The 16,295-nt window shown below is 60.9% G+C and carries 16 protein-coding genes; 11 read left to right on the forward strand and 5 right to left on the reverse strand.

Annotated elements, in window-relative coordinates; genetic code table 11:
- Positions 1-6: 6 nt before the first annotated feature.
- The 5 genes from P0D80_RS15290 to P0D80_RS15310 all read right to left on the reverse strand — a co-directional run bounded on the left by P0D80_RS15290 (position 7) and on the right by P0D80_RS15310 (position 5,684).
- Complete coding sequence (locus P0D80_RS15290; protein ID WP_408284984.1) at positions 7-1,458, reverse strand: bifunctional 2-methylcitrate dehydratase/aconitate hydratase; 1,452 nt, start codon at positions 1,456-1,458, stop codon at positions 7-9.
- Positions 1,459-1,483: 25 nt separating this feature from the next.
- Positions 1,484-1,990: a hypothetical protein gene (locus tag P0D80_RS15295; RefSeq protein ID WP_132383599.1), complete on the reverse strand. Its 507-nt coding sequence runs from the start codon at positions 1,988-1,990 to the stop codon at positions 1,484-1,486.
- A gap of 103 nt (positions 1,991-2,093) precedes the next feature.
- A complete protein-coding gene (gene prpC / locus P0D80_RS15300) occupies positions 2,094-3,281 on the reverse strand; it encodes a bifunctional 2-methylcitrate synthase/citrate synthase (protein ID WP_408177680.1) in 1,188 nt (395 codons plus the stop codon).
- Between the two features lie 160 nt (positions 3,282-3,441).
- The gene (locus P0D80_RS15305) at positions 3,442-4,458 is read right to left on the reverse strand and encodes an HpcH/HpaI aldolase/citrate lyase family protein (RefSeq protein WP_408284986.1); all 1,017 of its coding nucleotides are present in this window, start codon (positions 4,456-4,458) and stop codon (positions 3,442-3,444) included.
- Positions 4,459-4,700: 242 nt separating this feature from the next.
- Positions 4,701-5,684, reverse strand: a complete 984-nt coding sequence (locus P0D80_RS15310) for a malate dehydrogenase (protein ID WP_132383605.1) — start codon at positions 5,682-5,684, stop codon at positions 4,701-4,703.
- Positions 5,685-6,178: 494 nt separating this feature from the next.
- Between P0D80_RS15310 and P0D80_RS15315 the strand changes: the two genes are divergently transcribed.
- The 11 genes from P0D80_RS15315 to leuB all read left to right on the forward strand — a co-directional run bounded on the left by P0D80_RS15315 (position 6,179) and on the right by leuB (position 15,970).
- Positions 6,179-6,979: a GntR family transcriptional regulator gene (locus P0D80_RS15315; RefSeq protein WP_132383607.1), complete on the forward strand. Its 801-nt coding sequence runs from the start codon at positions 6,179-6,181 to the stop codon at positions 6,977-6,979.
- 157 nt (positions 6,980-7,136) lie between these two features.
- Positions 7,137-7,553, forward strand: coding sequence for a succinate dehydrogenase, cytochrome b556 subunit (sdhC, locus tag P0D80_RS15320; protein WP_132383609.1), 417 nt, complete (start codon positions 7,137-7,139; stop codon positions 7,551-7,553).
- Between the two features lie 3 nt (positions 7,554-7,556).
- Entirely contained in the window at positions 7,557-7,925 is a 369-nt protein-coding gene (gene sdhD, locus P0D80_RS15325) for a succinate dehydrogenase, hydrophobic membrane anchor protein (protein WP_132383610.1), read from the forward strand.
- A gap of 4 nt (positions 7,926-7,929) precedes the next feature.
- Positions 7,930-9,705, forward strand: a complete 1,776-nt coding sequence (gene sdhA / locus P0D80_RS15330) for a succinate dehydrogenase flavoprotein subunit (RefSeq protein WP_408177683.1) — start codon at positions 7,930-7,932, stop codon at positions 9,703-9,705.
- Positions 9,706-9,729: 24 nt separating this feature from the next.
- A complete protein-coding gene (locus P0D80_RS15335; protein ID WP_408177684.1) occupies positions 9,730-10,434 on the forward strand; it encodes a succinate dehydrogenase iron-sulfur subunit in 705 nt (234 codons plus the stop codon).
- A 1-nt stretch (position 10,435) separates the two neighbouring features.
- Positions 10,436-10,708, forward strand: a complete 273-nt coding sequence (locus tag P0D80_RS15340) for an FAD assembly factor SdhE (protein WP_132383615.1) — start codon at positions 10,436-10,438, stop codon at positions 10,706-10,708.
- A gap of 100 nt (positions 10,709-10,808) precedes the next feature.
- Positions 10,809-12,110: a citrate synthase gene (gene gltA / locus P0D80_RS15345; RefSeq protein WP_132383616.1), complete on the forward strand. Its 1,302-nt coding sequence runs from the start codon at positions 10,809-10,811 to the stop codon at positions 12,108-12,110.
- Between the two features lie 326 nt (positions 12,111-12,436).
- A complete protein-coding gene (gene leuC, locus P0D80_RS15350) occupies positions 12,437-13,846 on the forward strand; it encodes a 3-isopropylmalate dehydratase large subunit (RefSeq protein WP_132383618.1) in 1,410 nt (469 codons plus the stop codon).
- 6 nt (positions 13,847-13,852) lie between these two features.
- Positions 13,853-14,011, forward strand: coding sequence for an entericidin A/B family lipoprotein (locus P0D80_RS15355; RefSeq protein ID WP_408181688.1), 159 nt, complete (start codon positions 13,853-13,855; stop codon positions 14,009-14,011).
- 86 nt (positions 14,012-14,097) lie between these two features.
- Positions 14,098-14,751 carry a 3-isopropylmalate dehydratase small subunit gene (leuD, locus tag P0D80_RS15360; protein ID WP_132383622.1) on the forward strand — a complete coding sequence of 218 codons (654 nt, stop codon included), beginning with the start codon at positions 14,098-14,100 and terminating at the stop codon, positions 14,749-14,751.
- A 151-nt stretch (positions 14,752-14,902) separates the two neighbouring features.
- Positions 14,903-15,970, forward strand: a complete 1,068-nt coding sequence (gene leuB, locus P0D80_RS15365; protein WP_408284993.1) for a 3-isopropylmalate dehydrogenase — start codon at positions 14,903-14,905, stop codon at positions 15,968-15,970.
- The last annotated feature ends 325 nt before the right edge of the window (positions 15,971-16,295 follow it).

Raw genomic sequence — 16,295 nt, forward strand, 5'->3', positions numbered from 1 at the left:
ACTTAACTAGATGACGTACAGATCGACGTATTCATTGACCGGCATGGCTTCGAGCCTTGCCTGATCCAGCGACACGTCGAGAATCGCCAGTTGTTGCTTGACCGGAAAGCGGCGCGCGAGGTTGGTCTTGAACTTCTCGACCAGCAACGGAATCCCGTCTTCGCGACGACGCTTATGACCGATCGGGTATTCGACTACGACTTCGTCGAATGTCGATCCGTCGTTGAATTCGATCGTCAGTGCATTGGCGATCGAACGCTTCTCCGGATCGTGGTAATCCTTCGTGAACTGCGCGTCTTCGACGCATTCCATCTTCGCGCGCAGCACATCGAGCCGCGCGTCCTGCGCGATCGAATCTTCATAGTCCGCGGCCGTCAGCCGGCCGTGGATCAGCGGAACGGCGATCATGTACTGAATGCAGTGATCGCGGTCGGCCGGATTGTTCAGCGGTCCTTTTTTATCGATGATGCGAATCGCGGCTTCGTGCGTGCGGATCGTGATCTTGCTGATGTCTTCCACGCGTTTGCCTTCAGCCGCGAGTTGCGCGTGCAATTTCATCGCGGCTTCCACTGCGGTTTGCGCATGGAATTCTGCCGGAAAAGAAATCTTGAAGAGCACGTTTTCCATCACGTACGAACCGTACGGACGCTGGAACCGGAACGCGTTGCCCTTGAAGAGCACGTCGTAAAAGCCCCACGTCTTCGCCGTCAGCACCGACGGATAGCCCATTTCGCCGGTCTTCGCGATCAGTGCGAGACGCACGGCGCGCGAGGTCGCATCGCCCGCGGCCCATGACTTGCGCGAGCCGGTATTCGGCGCGTGGCGGTACGTGCGCAGCGCATGCCCATCGACAAACGCCTGCGACACCGCGTTGATCAGTTCGTCGCGAGTGAGGCCGATCAACTGGCCGACCACCGCGGTCGACGCCAGTTTCACCAGCAATACATGATCGAGCCCGACCTTGTTGAAGGAGTTTTCGAGCGCGATACAGCCTTGAATTTCGTGCGCCTTGATCATGGCGATCAACACGTCTTTCATCGCCAGCGGCGCTTTGCCCGCTGCGATGGCGCTGCGCGAGAGCCAATCGGCCGTCGCCAGAATTCCGCCGAGGTTATCCGACGGATGCCCCCATTCGGCGGCAAGCCAGGTGTCGTTGAAGTCGAGCCAGCGGATCATGGCGCCGATGTTGAAGGCGGCCTGAACCGGGTCCAACTGGAACGACGTGCCCGGCACCTTCGCGCCGTTGGGGACGATCGTGCCCGGCACGATCGGTCCCATCAGCTTGGTGCAGGCCGGGTAGGTGAGCGCCTCGAGTCCGCAGCCGAGCGTATCGATCAGGCAGTGACGCGCGGTTTCCAGCGCGAGCCTGCTATCGATCTGATAATCCAGAACGTAGTCGACGATATCGGCCAGGACTGGGTCCGGGTCGGGTCGCACGTTGGAAATCGGAGCGGACATCGGAGAGCTTTCCTGATGACGATGATTAGTTGCTGGTCTTGTCGATCGCGTTCGATTGCGTCGGAGCCGGTGCGCCTTGCTGCATCGCTGCCGTCTTGCACTCGTCGGCCAGGCGCGAGCTGTCCTTGTCCGAGAACAACATCGCCTTCGTCGGGATCACGACCAGGTCCATACCCGTTGCGGCATCGTGGAAGCGGTCTGCCCCCGTGGTCGTCGCTTCGCGCGGCAGATTGTAATTTTTGTTAGCCCAGTGAACCGTGACGATCTGGTCACGCTTCATGTCGCCCTTCAGTTCGAAAGCCTGGCCTTCGTTGCACGACCACTTTTCCGCGCCTTCCGGTACCGGATCGACCTTCGCTTCCTTGGCCGGGTTCGGTTTGCGCTTGATCAGGCGCTTCGGCTGCGGCTTTTTCGGCGCAGCGCTGGCAGCCGGCTTCGTGGTGGTCGCCGTTTGCGCGGCGGCGTCAGTCGCGACGGACAGCATCGTCGTGGACAGGGCGCCAATCACGGCGGCGATCATCAGCTTTTTCATGGAGAAAACCTTTCTATCTAGTTTCAGTTAAACATTCCGCGGGCTACCGGTCCTGGCGACCGCGTGGTTGAACTGCACGCGCTTTGAAAGCGCACAGCGACCGCTATTTTCTCCTATTTAGCGGCAGGTACTTCAAATTCTCAGGTCCGGTGTAATTCGCGCTCGGACGGATGATCTTGTTGTCGACGCGCTGCTCGATGATGTGCGCGCTCCAGCCGGCCGTGCGCGAGATCACGAAGAGCGGCGTGAACATCGCCGTGGGCACACCCATCATGTGATAAGAGACCGCGCTGAACCAGTCCAGATTCGGGAACATCTTCTTTGCGTCCCACATCACCGACTCCAGCCGCTCGGCGATATTGAACAGCTTGCTGTTGCCCGCTTCCTTCGAGAGCTTCTTCGCGATTTCCTTGATGACCTTGTTGCGCGGGTCGGAGATCGTGTACACCGGGTGGCCGAAACCGATCACCACTTCCTTGTTCTCGACGCGACGGCGGATGTCCGCTTCGGCTTCGTCCGGCGTCTGGTAGCGCGACTGGATCTCGAATGCGACTTCGTTGGCGCCACCGTGCTTCGGCCCGCGCAGCGCACCGATCGCGCCGGTGATGGCCGAATAGATGTCCGATCCCGTGCCCGCGATCACGCGACCCGCAAAGGTCGACGCGTTGAACTCGTGCTCGGCGTACAGGTTCAGCGACACGTGCATCGCGTCGACCCACGCCTTCGACGGCTCCACGCCGTGCAGCAGATGCAGGAAGTGGCCGCCGATCGAATCGTCGTCGGTTTCCACTTCGATGCGCTTGCCGTTGTGCGAATAGTGGTACCAGTAGAGCAGCATCGAGCCGAGCGAGGCCATCAGCTTGTCGGCGATGTCGCGCGCGCCCGGCAGGTTGTGGTCGTCCTTCTCGGGCAGCACGGTGCCGAGCACCGACACGCCGGTGCGCATCACGTCCATCGGATGGGCGGCGGCCGGAATCCATTCGAGCGCGGCCTTGACGTTGGCGGGCAGGCCGCGCAGCGCTTTCAGCTTCGTCTTGTAGGCGGTCAGTTCGGCCTGGGTCGGCAGCTTTTCGTGCACGAGCAGGTACGCGATCTCTTCGAATTCGCAGGCGCTGGCGATATCGAGAATGTCGTAGCCGCGGTAGTGCAGGTCGTTGCCGGTCTTGCCGACCGTGCAGAGGGCCGTGTTGCCGGCCGTCACGCCCGACAGGGCGACGGATTTCTTCGGTTTGAAGCCGCTTTGGGGTTCGTTGCCGCCTTGTGCACCGGCGGTTTGCGTCGTCTCGCTCATCTCCCGCAATCTCCTTTGTGCCTGCTCGATGCTTCTGATTGACCCATGCGTTCGACGCTCGCCGTCTGCAGCGCCACATGATGCGGTGCTTCGATTGCCTGGCGGCGTGCGCATTTGCCGCTCACCGCAGCCGCGCTGATTGCCGCAGCGACTTTCATGCTCATGATCCTGCTTGCACGTCAGTGCCCACTTTCGTGAAAAGCGGCGCGGCGTCTTGCGGGACGGCGCGACCGGTGGCTTGCGCGCGGCGCAGTACCGACCAGTAGTAGCGATAGCTGGCGCGGTCGTGCAGCGTGTCGTGATGGCGCGTCGGGCCCCATTGTGCGGACTGCGCGGCCAGCAGGATGTCGGTGGCCGTGGCGATCTCTTCGTCGCGCGGCGCGAATGCGGCGACGATCGCCTCGATCTGCGCCGGATGGATGCTCCACATGCGTGTGTAGCCGAATTCGTTACGGGCGCGCGCGGCGTCGTTGGCGACCACGCTCATGTCACGCACTTCCGTGCTGACGTTGTGCGACGGCACTTTGCCGTACGCGTGGCAGGCCGCCGAGATTTCCAGCTTCGCGCGCCGCACCAGCGGATGATCGAACTGGCCGGGCGAGCGCATGGCGGTATCGGGAATCGCGCCGTCGTGCGCGGAGACGAAGTCCATCAAGCCGAAGCTCAGCGCTTCCACGCCGGGCAGCGCGGCCAGATCGAACACACGCGTCAGCGCGCCGTGCGTTTCGACCAGCAACTGCACCGGCACCGGTTGCACAATGCCGAGTTCGCGCCGCGTCGCCTCGATGAACGCGACCATTTCGGCGGCATCGGGGACGTTGCGGATTTTCGGCAGGGTGATGTAAGCAGGCGCTCGCTTCGCGGCACGCAGAATGAGACGGACGTCGTCGCGCCATTGCGCGTGATCGAAGTCGTGAATCCGCACGCCGACGCGGCCGAAGCGGTCGTGCTCGCTGCCAAGCAACGAGGCGACCAGTTCGGCGTGCTGCGCTTCGCGGCCGACCTGCGCGCCGTCTTCGCAATCGAGCGTGATGTCGAACACGGGACCCAACTGCTGCTGCAATGCCAACGATTTCAGCATCAGCTTTTCGCTGCCGGCGTAGTGATCGCAGGCAGGCAGCACAGCGGGCGGCACTTCGCCGTCAAACAGCACTTCGGCGGGTGTGAGGGCGCGCATCTTCGGCGTCAGGGGCGTGGGTAGTGTTTGGAGAAATCTGATTCGGGCGCGCTCTGCCGGACCGTCACGGCAACTGAGCAAAACGCGCTCGAATCAGATGCGAATAGCAGCATTCGCACGTAAAAAACGGAACCCGCTGCGGTGGCGCCTGTGAGCGCCCCCGGACATTTCGCATCGTGCCAGGCTGCCTGAAAGGCGGCCTGGCGTTGTCTCACGAGTTCCGGTTCGTTTGCATCAGCCGCTTAGCCGAGCAGGTGTTGAACGCCTTCGCGCTCTTCCAGCAACTCGTTCAGCGTGCCGTCCATCTTTTCGCGCGAGAACGCGTCGATTTCCAGACCTTCAACGCGCTTGTACTCGCCGTTTTCGCACGTGACCGGCACACCGTAGATGATGTCTTCCGGAATGCCGTACGAACCGTCCGACGGGATACCCATGGTGACCCACTTGCCGTTTGTGCCGAGCACCCAGTCACGCACGTGGTCGATTGCAGCGTTGGCCGCCGACGCTGCCGACGACAGGCCACGCGCTTCGATGATCGCCGCGCCGCGCTTGCCGACGGTCGGGATGAACGTGTTGCGGTTCCATTCTTCGTCGTTGATCAGCTTGGTCAGGTCTTGACCTTCTGCCGTTGCAACGCGGAAGTCCGGGTACATGGTCGGCGAGTGGTTGCCCCACACAGCCAGCTTTTCGATCGACGCGACCGGCTTGCCCGACTTGGCGGCCAGTTGCGACAGCGCGCGGTTGTGGTCCAGGCGCAGCATGGCGGTGAAGTTCTTCTTCGGCAGATCCGGCGCCGACTTCATGGCGATGTAAGCGTTCGTGTTGGCCGGGTTGCCGACCACCAGCACCTTCACGTCGCGGCTCGCGACCTTGTTCAGCGCCTTGCCCTGAACCGTGAAGATTTCGGCGTTGGCCGACAGCAGGTCCTTACGCTCCATGCCTTTCGAACGCGGACGCGCGCCGACCAGCAGGGCCACGTCTGCATCCTTGAATGCAACTTCCGGATCGTCGGTGATCACGACGCCCGACAGCAGCGGGAATGCGCAATCATCCAGTTCCATCACGACGCCTTTGACGGCGCCTTGCGCTTGCGGCAGGTCGAGCAATTGCAGGACCACCGGCTGATCCTTGCCGAGCAGGTCGCCATTGGCGATGCGGAACAGCAGGGAGTAAGCGATTTGACCTGCGGCGCCGGTGACGGCAACGCGCTTTGCGGGCTTAGCCATTGAGAAATCTCCAGGACGATGCGTTAGACGCTAGGGAAAACGCCATTCTATATGCGCGTTCAGCGAAGCGTTGTGAAACACGGCGGAATTCACTGTCGCGGACTGCCTCGCCAATTGCCGAGGCCGAGCGGCGCGTTGCGGCAAGACCGCCATGCCGGAAATCTGCACTACAGCACGGGAGCGGAATATGAAGCGCCGGGTAGCCGCTGCACGGTGCGGGCTCCTGCAAACAGCGCGTTTCGGCAAGCGTCTGACCAACGAATGGCGGCGAAATCGAAACCTGAACTGCGTGGGAACAGCATGGTGCACAGTGGCTGCCGGTGCGTCGCGGCGCTGCATCAAAACAGCCGCCGAAAAACCCGCAAACCCTTGCTCGACAAGGAGTGTAGGAGTCGTCAGACACAAAGTCAACATTATCTTATGTCTTATATAAGACATATCTATTGCGGGGAAAACCCTAGACGCGGCCTAGCCCTTTATGATGAAATGCGCGGATGAATTCGAACCCGGCGAACACCACGAATCCGAGCGGCCAAGGGGTCGCGGGCGAGGGTGTACCCACTGCGCCTCCGGCCACGTCGCCCACTTTCAGCCCCTTGTACCAGCAGATCAAGGGGTTGATCACGCAGAGCCTCGAAAGCGGCGAGTGGAAGCCAGGCGAGATCATTCCTAGTGAAGTCGAATTGGCGGCCAGATACAAGGTCAGTCAGGGGACGGTGCGCAAAGCGATCGACGAACTTGCCGCCGACAACCTGCTGGTGCGCCGCCAGGGCAAGGGCACGTTTGTTGCAACGCACAACGAAGACCGCGCCCAGTTTCGGTTCCTCAGATTGCTGGCCGATGACGGCGCGGAACACCCGCACGTCAGCCGCCTGCTTGAATGCCGGCGCTTGCGCGCTTCGGCGGACATCGCCCGGCAACTCGATCTGAAACCGGCCGATCCGGTCGTCTTGATCAAGCGCTTGCTGCAGTTCGACGGCGAAGTCACCGTACTCGATGAAATCTGGTTGCCCGGCGCCGTGTTCCGTGGCCTGACGCTCGAGCGGCTGTCGGAGTATAAAGGTCCCCTCTACGCGATGTTCGAGACGGAATTCGGCACCCGCATGATCCGCGCAACGGAGAAGATTCGCGCGGTGGCGGCTGAGCCTTCCGTCGCCGATCTGCTGCATGTGCCGGCGGGTTTTCCGCTGCTATCGGTCGAGCGCGTGTCCTATACCTATGGAGACCGGCCGGTCGAAGTGCGCCGTGGTTGGTATGTCACAACCGGGTACTACTATCAGAACGATCTAAGCTGAATCGGGCTGAATGAGGGCGCTGCGTCCCACACGTGCGCCTGTTTGAAAGCGCCTTTATCGCGCGCGCTGTAACGGACCTGTCGTGGTTTTCGCTGCAGCGCGATATAAAAAGGCGCTAAAATTGCGGATTAGTGTGACTACATAGTAGGGGTCTAGCATGGCTGAAGCCGTAAAAAAACCGAGGCCGGAATTCCGGAACATCGGTATCGGGCAGATATTGACGGCATACCGTCTCCCGCTAGCGGGGCGAGTATCGATCTTGCACCGCTTGAGCGGTGGTCTGCTTTTTGTTTTTCTTCCGTTCCTGCTGTACCTCTTCGATCAGAGTCTGACATCGGAACTTAGTTTCGAAGTCTTCAAAGGTTTCCTCTCCAACATCATCGTCAAGCTCATCACGCTCGTTCTGGCGTGGGCCTTCCTGTTTCACTTCTGCGCCGGCATCCGTCACCTCGTGATGGACACGAACCACAACGCGGTCACGAAGGAAAAAGGCAAATCGACTTCCATCGTCGTTCTCGTCGTGTCGTCGCTGCTCACCATCGCATTCGCGGCAAAACTGTTCGGAGCATTCTAAAAAATGTCAGCTAATAACCGAATCGGTTCGAAGCGTCTCGTTGTCGGCGCTCACTACGGTCTGCGCGACTGGCTGGCGCAGCGCATTACCGCCGCCGTCATGGCGATCTACACGGTGATCCTGCTCGCGTGGTTCTTCGGCGCGCGCGATTTCTCGTACGACGGCTGGGCGTCGATCTTCGCCACGCAGTGGATGAAGCTCGCCACGTTCGTCACGCTGCTCTCGCTGTTCTATCACGCGTGGGTGGGTATCCGCGACATCTGGATGGACTATGTGAAGCCCGTTGGCATCCGCCTGTTGCTTCAAGCGCTGACGATCGTCTGGCTGCTCGCGTGTGCGGGCTACGCTGCGCAGATTCTCTGGAGAGTGTAAAAGAATGGCTGCAATCAAGAATTCTCTGCCGCGTCGCAAGTTTGACGTGGTTATCGTCGGCGCAGGCGGCTCGGGGATGCGCGCTTCGCTGCAACTCGCGCGCGCCGGTCTGTCGGTCTGCGTGCTGTCCAAGGTGTTCCCGACGCGTTCGCACACGGTCGCTGCTCAAGGCGGCATCGGCGCATCGCTCGGCAACATGAGCGAAGACAACTGGCACTACCACTTCTACGACACGATCAAGGGTTCCGACTGGCTCGGCGACCAGGACGCGATCGAGTTCATGTGCCGCGAAGCACCGAACGCCGTCTACGAACTCGAACACATGGGCATGCCGTTCGACCGCAACGCTGACGGCACGATTTACCAACGCCCGTTCGGTGGCCACACGGCGAACTATGGCGAAAAGCCGGTGCAACGCGCTTGCGCGGCCGCTGACCGTACCGGTCACGCGCTGCTGCACACGCTGTATCAGCAGAACGTCGCTGCGAAAACGCAATTCTTCGTCGAATGGATGGCGCTGGATCTGATCCGCGACGCCGACGGCGACGTGCTCGGCGTGACCGCGCTGGAAATGGAAACGGGCGACGTCTACATCCTCGAAGGCAAGACCACACTGTTCGCCACGGGCGGGGCGGGCCGGATCTTCGCGGCATCGACCAACGCGTTCATCAACACCGGCGACGGCCTGGGCATGGCGGCGCGTTCGGGTATTGCGCTGCAAGACATGGAATTCTGGCAATTCCACCCGACCGGCGTGGCCGGCGCGGGCGTGCTGATTACCGAAGGCGTGCGCGGTGAAGGCGGCATTCTGCGTAACTCGAACGGCGAGCGTTTCATGGAACGCTACGCGCCTACCCTGAAGGATCTGGCGCCGCGTGACTTCGTGTCGCGTTCGATGGACCAGGAAATCAAGGAAGGCCGCGGCGTGGGTCCGAACAAGGATCACGTGCTGCTCGACCTGTCGCACATCGGCGCCGAGACGATCATGAAGCGTCTGCCGTCGATCCGCGAAATCGCGCTGAAGTTCGCGAACGTCGATTGCATCAAGGAGCCGATCCCGGTCGTGCCGACCATCCACTATCAGATGGGCGGTATCCCGACGAACATCCATGGTCAGGTGGTGGGCACATCGAAGGGTCACGAAGAGCCGGTCAACGGCTTCTACGCAGTGGGCGAATGCTCGTGCGTGTCGGTGCACGGTGCGAACCGTCTCGGCACGAACTCGCTGCTCGACCTGGTGGTGTTCGGCCGCGCGGCCGGCAACCACATCGTCAAGCACGTGAAGGAAATCAAGGAGCACAAGCCGCTTCCGGCAGACGCCGCCGATTTCTCGCTGGCACGTCTGGCCAAGCTGGAGAAGTCCTCGTCGGGCGAATACTCGCAAGACGTTGCGGCTGAGATCCGTTCCACGATGCAGGCCCACGCTGGCGTGTTCCGCACGTCGGAGTTGCTGGCCAAGGGTGTCGAGCGTATTCGGGAAGTGGCTAACCGCGTCGACAACATCTACCTGAAGGACAAGTCGAAGGTGTTCAACACGGCCCGCATCGAAGCGCTGGAAGTGGAGAACCTGATTGAAGTGGCCCGCGCCACGATGGTTTCCGCCGAAGCGCGTAAGGAAAGCCGTGGCGCGCACGCGCAGAACGACTTCGAACATCGCGACGACGAAAACTGGCTGCGCCATACGCTGTGGTTCAGCGAAGGCGATCGCCTCGACTACAAGCCGGTTCACATGCAACCGCTGACGGTCGAATCGGTTCCGCCGAAAGCGCGGACCTTCTAAGGCACAAGTCAAAGGAATTCAGAAATGGCAAAGCGTACATTTGAAATTTACCGCTACGACCCGGACAAGGACGCAGCGCCGCGCATGCAAACGTACGAGATCGAGATCGACTCGCACGAACGCATGCTGCTCGACGCGCTCATCAAGCTGAAGGCTGTCGACGAAACACTGTCGTTCCGCCGCTCGTGCCGTGAAGGCGTGTGCGGTTCGGACGCAATGAACATCAACGGCAAGAACGGTCTGGCGTGCCTCACGAACCTGAACGACCTGCCGCAAAAGATCGTGCTGCGTCCGCTGCCGGGCCTGCCCGTCGTGCGCGACCTGATCTGCGATTTCACGCAGTTCTTCAACCAGTATCACTCGATCAAGCCGTACCTGATCAACGATACGCCGCCGCCGGAAAAGGAACGTCTGCAGTCGCCGGAAGAACGCGACGAGCTCGACGGCCTGTACGAATGTATTCTGTGCGCCAGCTGCTCGACTTCGTGCCCGAGCTTCTGGTGGAATCCGGACAAGTTCGTCGGCCCGGCAGGCCTGTTGCAAGCCTATCGCTTCATCGCGGATAGCCGCGACGAAGCGACGGGCGAACGCCTCGACAACCTGGAAGATCCGTACCGTCTGTTCCGTTGCCATACCATCATGAATTGCGTCGACGTTTGCCCGAAGGGCCTGAACCCGACCAAGGCAATTGGCAAGATCAAGGAATTGATGGTTCGCCGCGCGGTCTGAGATGGAATCAACATCGCATCAGTCCGACCCTCTCCGCCGCGCGCGCCTTCGCTGGCGCGCGCGGCGGGGCCTGCTGGAAAACGATCTGATCTTTGAACGTTTTTTCGGCCGATATGAGCATGACCTCAGCGATGCTGACGTGGGCGCACTTACACGGCTGCTCGAGCTGAGCGATAACGACCTGATGGACTTGCTGCTCGTGCGCAAGGAACCGGAAGGCGACCTTGCCGACCCGGATGTGATCCGGGTGCTGGAGCTGCTGCGTAATGCCTGACCGGCATGACCGGCTTGAGCGCTGCTTGTCCGCGCTTGTCCGTTGTCCCAGGCGTGCAATTATCGAAACCCTGTTTCCATACTTCGATTGAGGATGTGCTATGACCCCGTCAGATGTTAAAGCCACGCTATCGTTCAGCGACAATTCGCCGAGCGTTGAAATGCCGATTTACAAGGGCACTCTCGGCCCGGACGTGATCGACATCCGCAAACTGTACGGCCAGACCGGCAAGTTCACGTACGACCCGGGCTTCATGTCGACGGCGGCTTGCAATTCGGCGATCACGTACATCGACGGCGACAAGGGCGAGCTGCTGTATCGCGGCTACCCGATCGACAACCTCGCGCAAAACGCCGACTTCCTCGAAACCTGCTATTTGCTGCTGAAGGGCGAACTGCCGAACGCACAGCAAAATGCTGAATTCGTGAAGACGGTCACGAACCACACGATGGTGCATGAGCAAATGCACTTCTTCTTCCGTGGTTTCCGTCGCGACGCGCACCCGATGGCGATTCTGGTCGCCGCAGTCGGCGCGCTGTCGGCGTTCTATCACGACTCGCTCGACATCAACAATCCGCGTCACCGTGAAGTGTCGGCCATTCGCATGATTGCGAAGCTGCCGACGCTGGTGGCGATGGCGTACAAGTACAGCATCGGCCAGCCGTTTGCGTACCCGAAGAACGACCTGTCGTACAGCGCGAACTTCATGCACATGATGTTCTCGAACCCGTGCGAAGAGTACAAGGTCAACGACGTGCTGGTGCGCGCGCTCGACCGTATCCTGATCCTGCATGCGGACCACGAGCAGAATGCGTCGACCTCGACCGTGCGTCTCGCCGGTTCGTCGGGCGCGAATCCGTTCGCGTGTATCGCAGCGGGTATCGCGTGTCTGTGGGGCCCGGCGCACGGCGGTGCGAACGAAGCCGCACTGAACATGCTGGAAGAAATCGGCTCGGTCGACAACATTCCTGAGTTCATCAAGCAGGTGAAGGACAAGAACTCGGGCGTGAAGCTGATGGGCTTCGGTCACCGCGTCTACAAGAACTACGATCCGCGTGCGAAGCTGATGCGCGAAACCTGCCACGAAGTGCTGGAAGAGCTGGGCCTGCACGACGACCCGCTGTTCAAGCTGGCCATGGCACTGGAAAAGATCGCACTGGAAGACGAATACTTCGTGTCGCGCAAACTGTACCCGAACGTCGACTTCTACTCGGGCATCGTGCAGCGCGCGCTGGGCATCCCGACCTCGATGTTCACGTGTATCTTCGCGATGGCACGTACGGTCGGCTGGATCGCGCAGTGGAACGAAATGATCGCCGATCCGGAACAGAAGATTGGCCGTCCGCGTCAGCTGTTCATCGGCGACACGCAACGTGAAGCCAAGCCGATCGCGCAACGTTGATCAGGTTTGAGTCCGCTTAATTTGTAGTGGCTGCGTGCGCTGCGAGTCAGGACGGAGTCTGCTGATAAAGACGCCCCGACGGGTTTTCCGTCGGGGCGTTTTGTTTTCAGCTTCTTGTCCCGCGCACTGAGCATGCATTTGCGCGGCAGTGCAGCAGGCGGGGGACGGGTGCGCTCTTGCCGGGTAACGCCAATACAGGTATCGACACTACCACCCAACTCCCTGTTTTTTATCGGTTTTCTCCCTGGTTGAGCGGCCCAGGCGGGGCGCTGCGTGGCATAATCGACCGACACGGTCAGCCCGCAGTCAATACTACCCCGCATACCATGGCACAGACTCTCTACGACAAATTGTGGAACACACACGTGGTCCACACGGAAGAAGACGGTACGACGATTCTCTACATCGACCGTCACCTGCTGCACGAAGTCACCAGCCCTCAGGCGTTCGAAGGTCTGAAGCTGGCTGAGCGTCCGGTGTGGCGCATCAGCGCGAACCTGGCGGTCTCGGACCACAACGTCCCGACCACGGACCGCAGCCACGGCATCGCCGATCCGGTTTCCAAGCTGCAAGTCGACACGCTCGATTCGAACTGCGACGCCTACGGCATCACGCAGTTCAAGATGAACGATCTGCGTCAGGGCATCGTGCACATCATCGGGCCGGAGCAGGGCGCTACGCTGCCGGGCATGACGATCGTCTGCGGCGACTCGCACACGTCCACGCACGGCGCGTTCGGCGCGCTGGCGCATGGCATCGGCACGTCGGAAGTCGAACACGTGCTGGCCACGCAAACGCTCTTGCAGAAGAAGAGCAAGAACATGCTGGTCCGAGTCGAAGGGCAACTGCCGCGCGGTTGCACCGCGAAAGACATCGTGCTCGCCATCATCGGCAAGATCGGCACGGCAGGCGGCACCGGCTACGCGATCGAATTCGGCGGTTCGACGATTCGCGCGCTCTCCATGGAAGGCCGCATGACGGTTTGCAACATGGCGATCGAAGCAGGCGCGCGAGCCGGCATGGTCGCGGTCGACGATACTACGGTCGAATACCTGAAGGGCCGCCCGTTCTCGCCGGAAGGCGTGGAGTGGGATCACGCGGTCGAATACTGGAAGCAATTCAAGTCGGACGAAGGCGCACAGTTCGATCGCGTGGTCGAACTGAACGCAGCGGAGATCGTGCCGCAAGTCACGTGGGGCACGTCGCCGGAAATGGTCACGGCTGTGGACGGCCGCGTGCCGGATCCGGACCGCGAGAAAGACCCGGTCAAGCGCGACGCCATGGAGCGCGCGCTGAAATACATGGCGCTCGAACCGAACGCGCCGATCGAGTCGATCAAGCCGGATAAAATCTTCATCGGGTCGTGCACCAACGCGCGCATTGAAGACATTCGCGCCGCGGCTTACGTCGTGAAGAAGCTGGGCCGCCGCGTGGCGCCGAACATCCGTCTGGCCATGGTAGTGCCGGGTTCGGGTCTCGTGAAGGCACAGGCGGAACGTGAAGGCCTCGACAAGGTCTTTACCGATGCCGGTTTCGAATGGCGTGAACCGGGTTGCTCGATGTGTCTCGCCATGAACGCCGACCGGCTGGATCCGGGCGAACGTTGCGCGTCCACGTCGAATCGTAATTTCGAAGGTCGTCAGGGCGCCGGTGGCCGTACCCACCTCGTGAGCCCCGCGATGGCTGCGGCTGCGGCCATCGAAGGGCATTTCGTCGATATTCGCAAGCTTGGATAAACACGCATGATGAAGAACATGAGTCGCACCACTCTATTGCGCCGCTTCGCGCTCGGTTCCCTGGCTGGGCTGTTGCTTGGTCTGGCCGGTTGCAACACGGTGCACGGATTCGGCGAGGACATGTCGCACCTCGGCAATTCGATCAGCAATCACGCTGATAAATAAGCGGTTTTTGATTTTTGCCGGCCATGCGCCGAGCGGCTTTCCGGCCGCCGCGCGCATCGCCCGGTCTTGAAACAGGCGCAAGCGTCATGGATAAATTCATCGTACACACCGGCGTCGTAGCGCCGCTCGATCGCGAGAACGTCGACACGGACGCGATCATTCCGAAGCAATTCCTGAAGTCGATCAAGCGCACGGGTTTCGGTCCGAACGCGTTCGACGAATGGCGCTACCTCGACCACGGCGAGCCGGGTCAGGACAATTCGAAGCGTCCGCTGAATCCGGATTTCGTGTTGAACCAGCCGCGCTATCAGGGCGCTTCGGTGCTGCTGGCGCGCAAGAATTTCGGTTGCGGCAGCTCGCGCGAGCACGCACCCTGGGCGTTGGAGCAATACGGCTTTCGCGCGCTGATCGCGCCGAGTTTCGCCGACATTTTCTATAACAACTGCTTCAAGAACGGCGTGTTGCCGATCGTGCTGACCGAACAGCAAGTGGATCACCTGTTCAACGAGACGTATGCGTTCAACGGTTTCAAGCTGACAGTCGATCTCGAGGCGCAAGTCGTGCGCACGTCGGACGGCGGCACCGAATATCCGTTCGAAGTCGCTGCGTTCCGCAAGTACTGCCTGCTGAACGGCTTCGACGACATCGGCCTCACGCTGCGTCACGCGGACAAGATTCGCCAGTTCGAAGCAGAGCGCATTACGAAGCAGCCTTGGCTGAATCACCGCATCGTCGGTTAAGCGCGTAGGGTCTCTGAGGCTCGCTCGTTGATTCAAGCTCGCAAGAAAACGCCGGGGCGCCCCAAGTTTTCTTGCCCCCCGCGGGGGGCCTGACGCGAAGCGACAGGTCTGGGGGCACTCTCACTCTCGAAGCAAACATCAAGGAATTCGCATGAAGATCGCAGTCTTGCCGGGCGACGGCATCGGTCCCGAAATCGTCAAGGAAGCTGTCAAGGTCCTGAACGTACTCGGCGAAAAGTTCGAACTCGAAGAAGCGCCGGTTGGCGGCGCGGGCTACGAAGCGAAGGGCCACCCGCTGCCCGACTCGACGCTGGCGCTGGCGAAAGAAGCCGACGCGATCCTGTTCGGCGCCGTCGGCGACTGGAAATACGACTCGCTCGAACGCGCGCTGCGCCCGGAGCAGGCCATTCTGGGTCTGCGCAAGCACCTGCAACTGTTCGCGAACTTCCGTCCGGCGATCTGCTATCCGCAACTCACCGGCGCGTCGTCGTTGAAGGAAGAGATCGTCTCGGGCCTCGACATCCTGATCGTGCGTGAACTGAACGGCGACATCTATTTCGGCGCGCCGCGCGGCGTGCGTTCGTCGCCGGACGGGCTGTTCGAAGGCGCGAAGGAAGGCTTCGACACGATGCGTTACTCGGAGCCCGAAGTGCGCCGCATTGCGCACGTCGCGTTTCAGGCGGCGCAAAAGCGTCAGAAGAAGCTGACGAGCGTGGACAAGGCCAATGTGCTCGAAACCTCGCAGTTCTGGCGCGACGTGATGATCGACGTGTCGAAGGAATATGCGGACGTCGAGTTGTCGCACATGTATGTCGATAACGCCGCGATGCAACTGGTTAAGGCGCCGAAGGCGTTCGACGTGGTCGTCACCGGCAATATGTTCGGTGACATTCTCTCCGACGAAGCGGCCATGCTGACGGGTTCGATCGGCATGCTGCCGTCCGCCTCGCTCGACAAGAACAACAAGGGCTTGTACGAGCCGTCGCATGGTTCGGCACCGGACATCGCCGGCAAGGGCGTCGCGAATCCGCTCGCCACGATTCTGTCGGCGGCCATGATGCTGCGCTATTCGCTGAACAAGGCGGAGCAGGCGGATCGTATCGAAAACGCCGTGAGAAAGGTGCTCGAACAAGGCTATCGCACCGGCGACATTCTCACGCCGGGTTGCAAGCAGGTCGGCACCGTCGCGATGGGCGACGCGGTCGTTGCCGCGCTGTAAAAGCAGGCAAATAAGAGGCAAGTAAAGCGGTAGTCAGGTCGATAAACGGCCTTTAAAACGCGAATTGGCCTCGAAAGAGGCCGATTCGCGCAATACGGACGGCAGCGGCGGACATTGACGTCGCCGGATTCCGGTTTTCGTGTATATTGTAGCGATGGCGCACACAGCTCAAATCTCCTCGATTTCGACACTGCACGGCAAAACGGCCCGTGTGGTTGAGCTCGCCATTACCGCCAAAGCTTCCATTAAAACGATTACCCCGAAAACGATCACGAAGCGCTGATCGTCCGTCGTGCCCGCTCATCTTCCCCGCGCGGTCACTGCG

Origin of the sequence: Paraburkholderia sp. RL17-373-BIF-A, from assembly GCF_046030175.1 — a bacterium.
Lineage (GTDB): Bacteria > Pseudomonadota > Gammaproteobacteria > Burkholderiales > Burkholderiaceae > Paraburkholderia.

Bases quoted from the DNA above. Each gene is read 5' to 3' on its own strand.
- P0D80_RS15290 (WP_408284984.1), bottom strand. From the start codon at position 1,458: ATGTCCGCTCCGATTTCCAACGTGCGACCCGACCCGGACCCAGTCCTG.
- P0D80_RS15295 (WP_132383599.1), bottom strand. From the start codon at position 1,990: ATGAAAAAGCTGATGATCGCCGCCGTGATTGGCGCCCTGTCCACGACG.
- prpC (WP_408177680.1), bottom strand. From the start codon at position 3,281: ATGAGCGAGACGACGCAAACCGCCGGTGCACAAGGCGGCAACGAACCC.
- P0D80_RS15305 (WP_408284986.1), bottom strand. From the start codon at position 4,458: ATGCGCGCCCTCACACCCGCCGAAGTGCTGTTTGACGGCGAAGTGCCG.
- P0D80_RS15310 (WP_132383605.1), bottom strand. From the start codon at position 5,684: ATGGCTAAGCCCGCAAAGCGCGTTGCCGTCACCGGCGCCGCAGGTCAA.
- P0D80_RS15315 (WP_132383607.1), top strand. From the start codon at position 6,179: ATGAATTCGAACCCGGCGAACACCACGAATCCGAGCGGCCAAGGGGTC.
- sdhC (WP_132383609.1), top strand. From the start codon at position 7,137: ATGGCTGAAGCCGTAAAAAAACCGAGGCCGGAATTCCGGAACATCGGT.
- sdhD (WP_132383610.1), top strand. From the start codon at position 7,557: ATGTCAGCTAATAACCGAATCGGTTCGAAGCGTCTCGTTGTCGGCGCT.
- sdhA (WP_408177683.1), top strand. From the start codon at position 7,930: ATGGCTGCAATCAAGAATTCTCTGCCGCGTCGCAAGTTTGACGTGGTT.
- P0D80_RS15335 (WP_408177684.1), top strand. From the start codon at position 9,730: ATGGCAAAGCGTACATTTGAAATTTACCGCTACGACCCGGACAAGGAC.
- P0D80_RS15340 (WP_132383615.1), top strand. From the start codon at position 10,436: ATGGAATCAACATCGCATCAGTCCGACCCTCTCCGCCGCGCGCGCCTT.
- gltA (WP_132383616.1), top strand. From the start codon at position 10,809: ATGACCCCGTCAGATGTTAAAGCCACGCTATCGTTCAGCGACAATTCG.
- leuC (WP_132383618.1), top strand. From the start codon at position 12,437: ATGGCACAGACTCTCTACGACAAATTGTGGAACACACACGTGGTCCAC.
- P0D80_RS15355 (WP_408181688.1), top strand. From the start codon at position 13,853: ATGATGAAGAACATGAGTCGCACCACTCTATTGCGCCGCTTCGCGCTC.
- leuD (WP_132383622.1), top strand. From the start codon at position 14,098: ATGGATAAATTCATCGTACACACCGGCGTCGTAGCGCCGCTCGATCGC.
- leuB (WP_408284993.1), top strand. From the start codon at position 14,903: ATGAAGATCGCAGTCTTGCCGGGCGACGGCATCGGTCCCGAAATCGTC.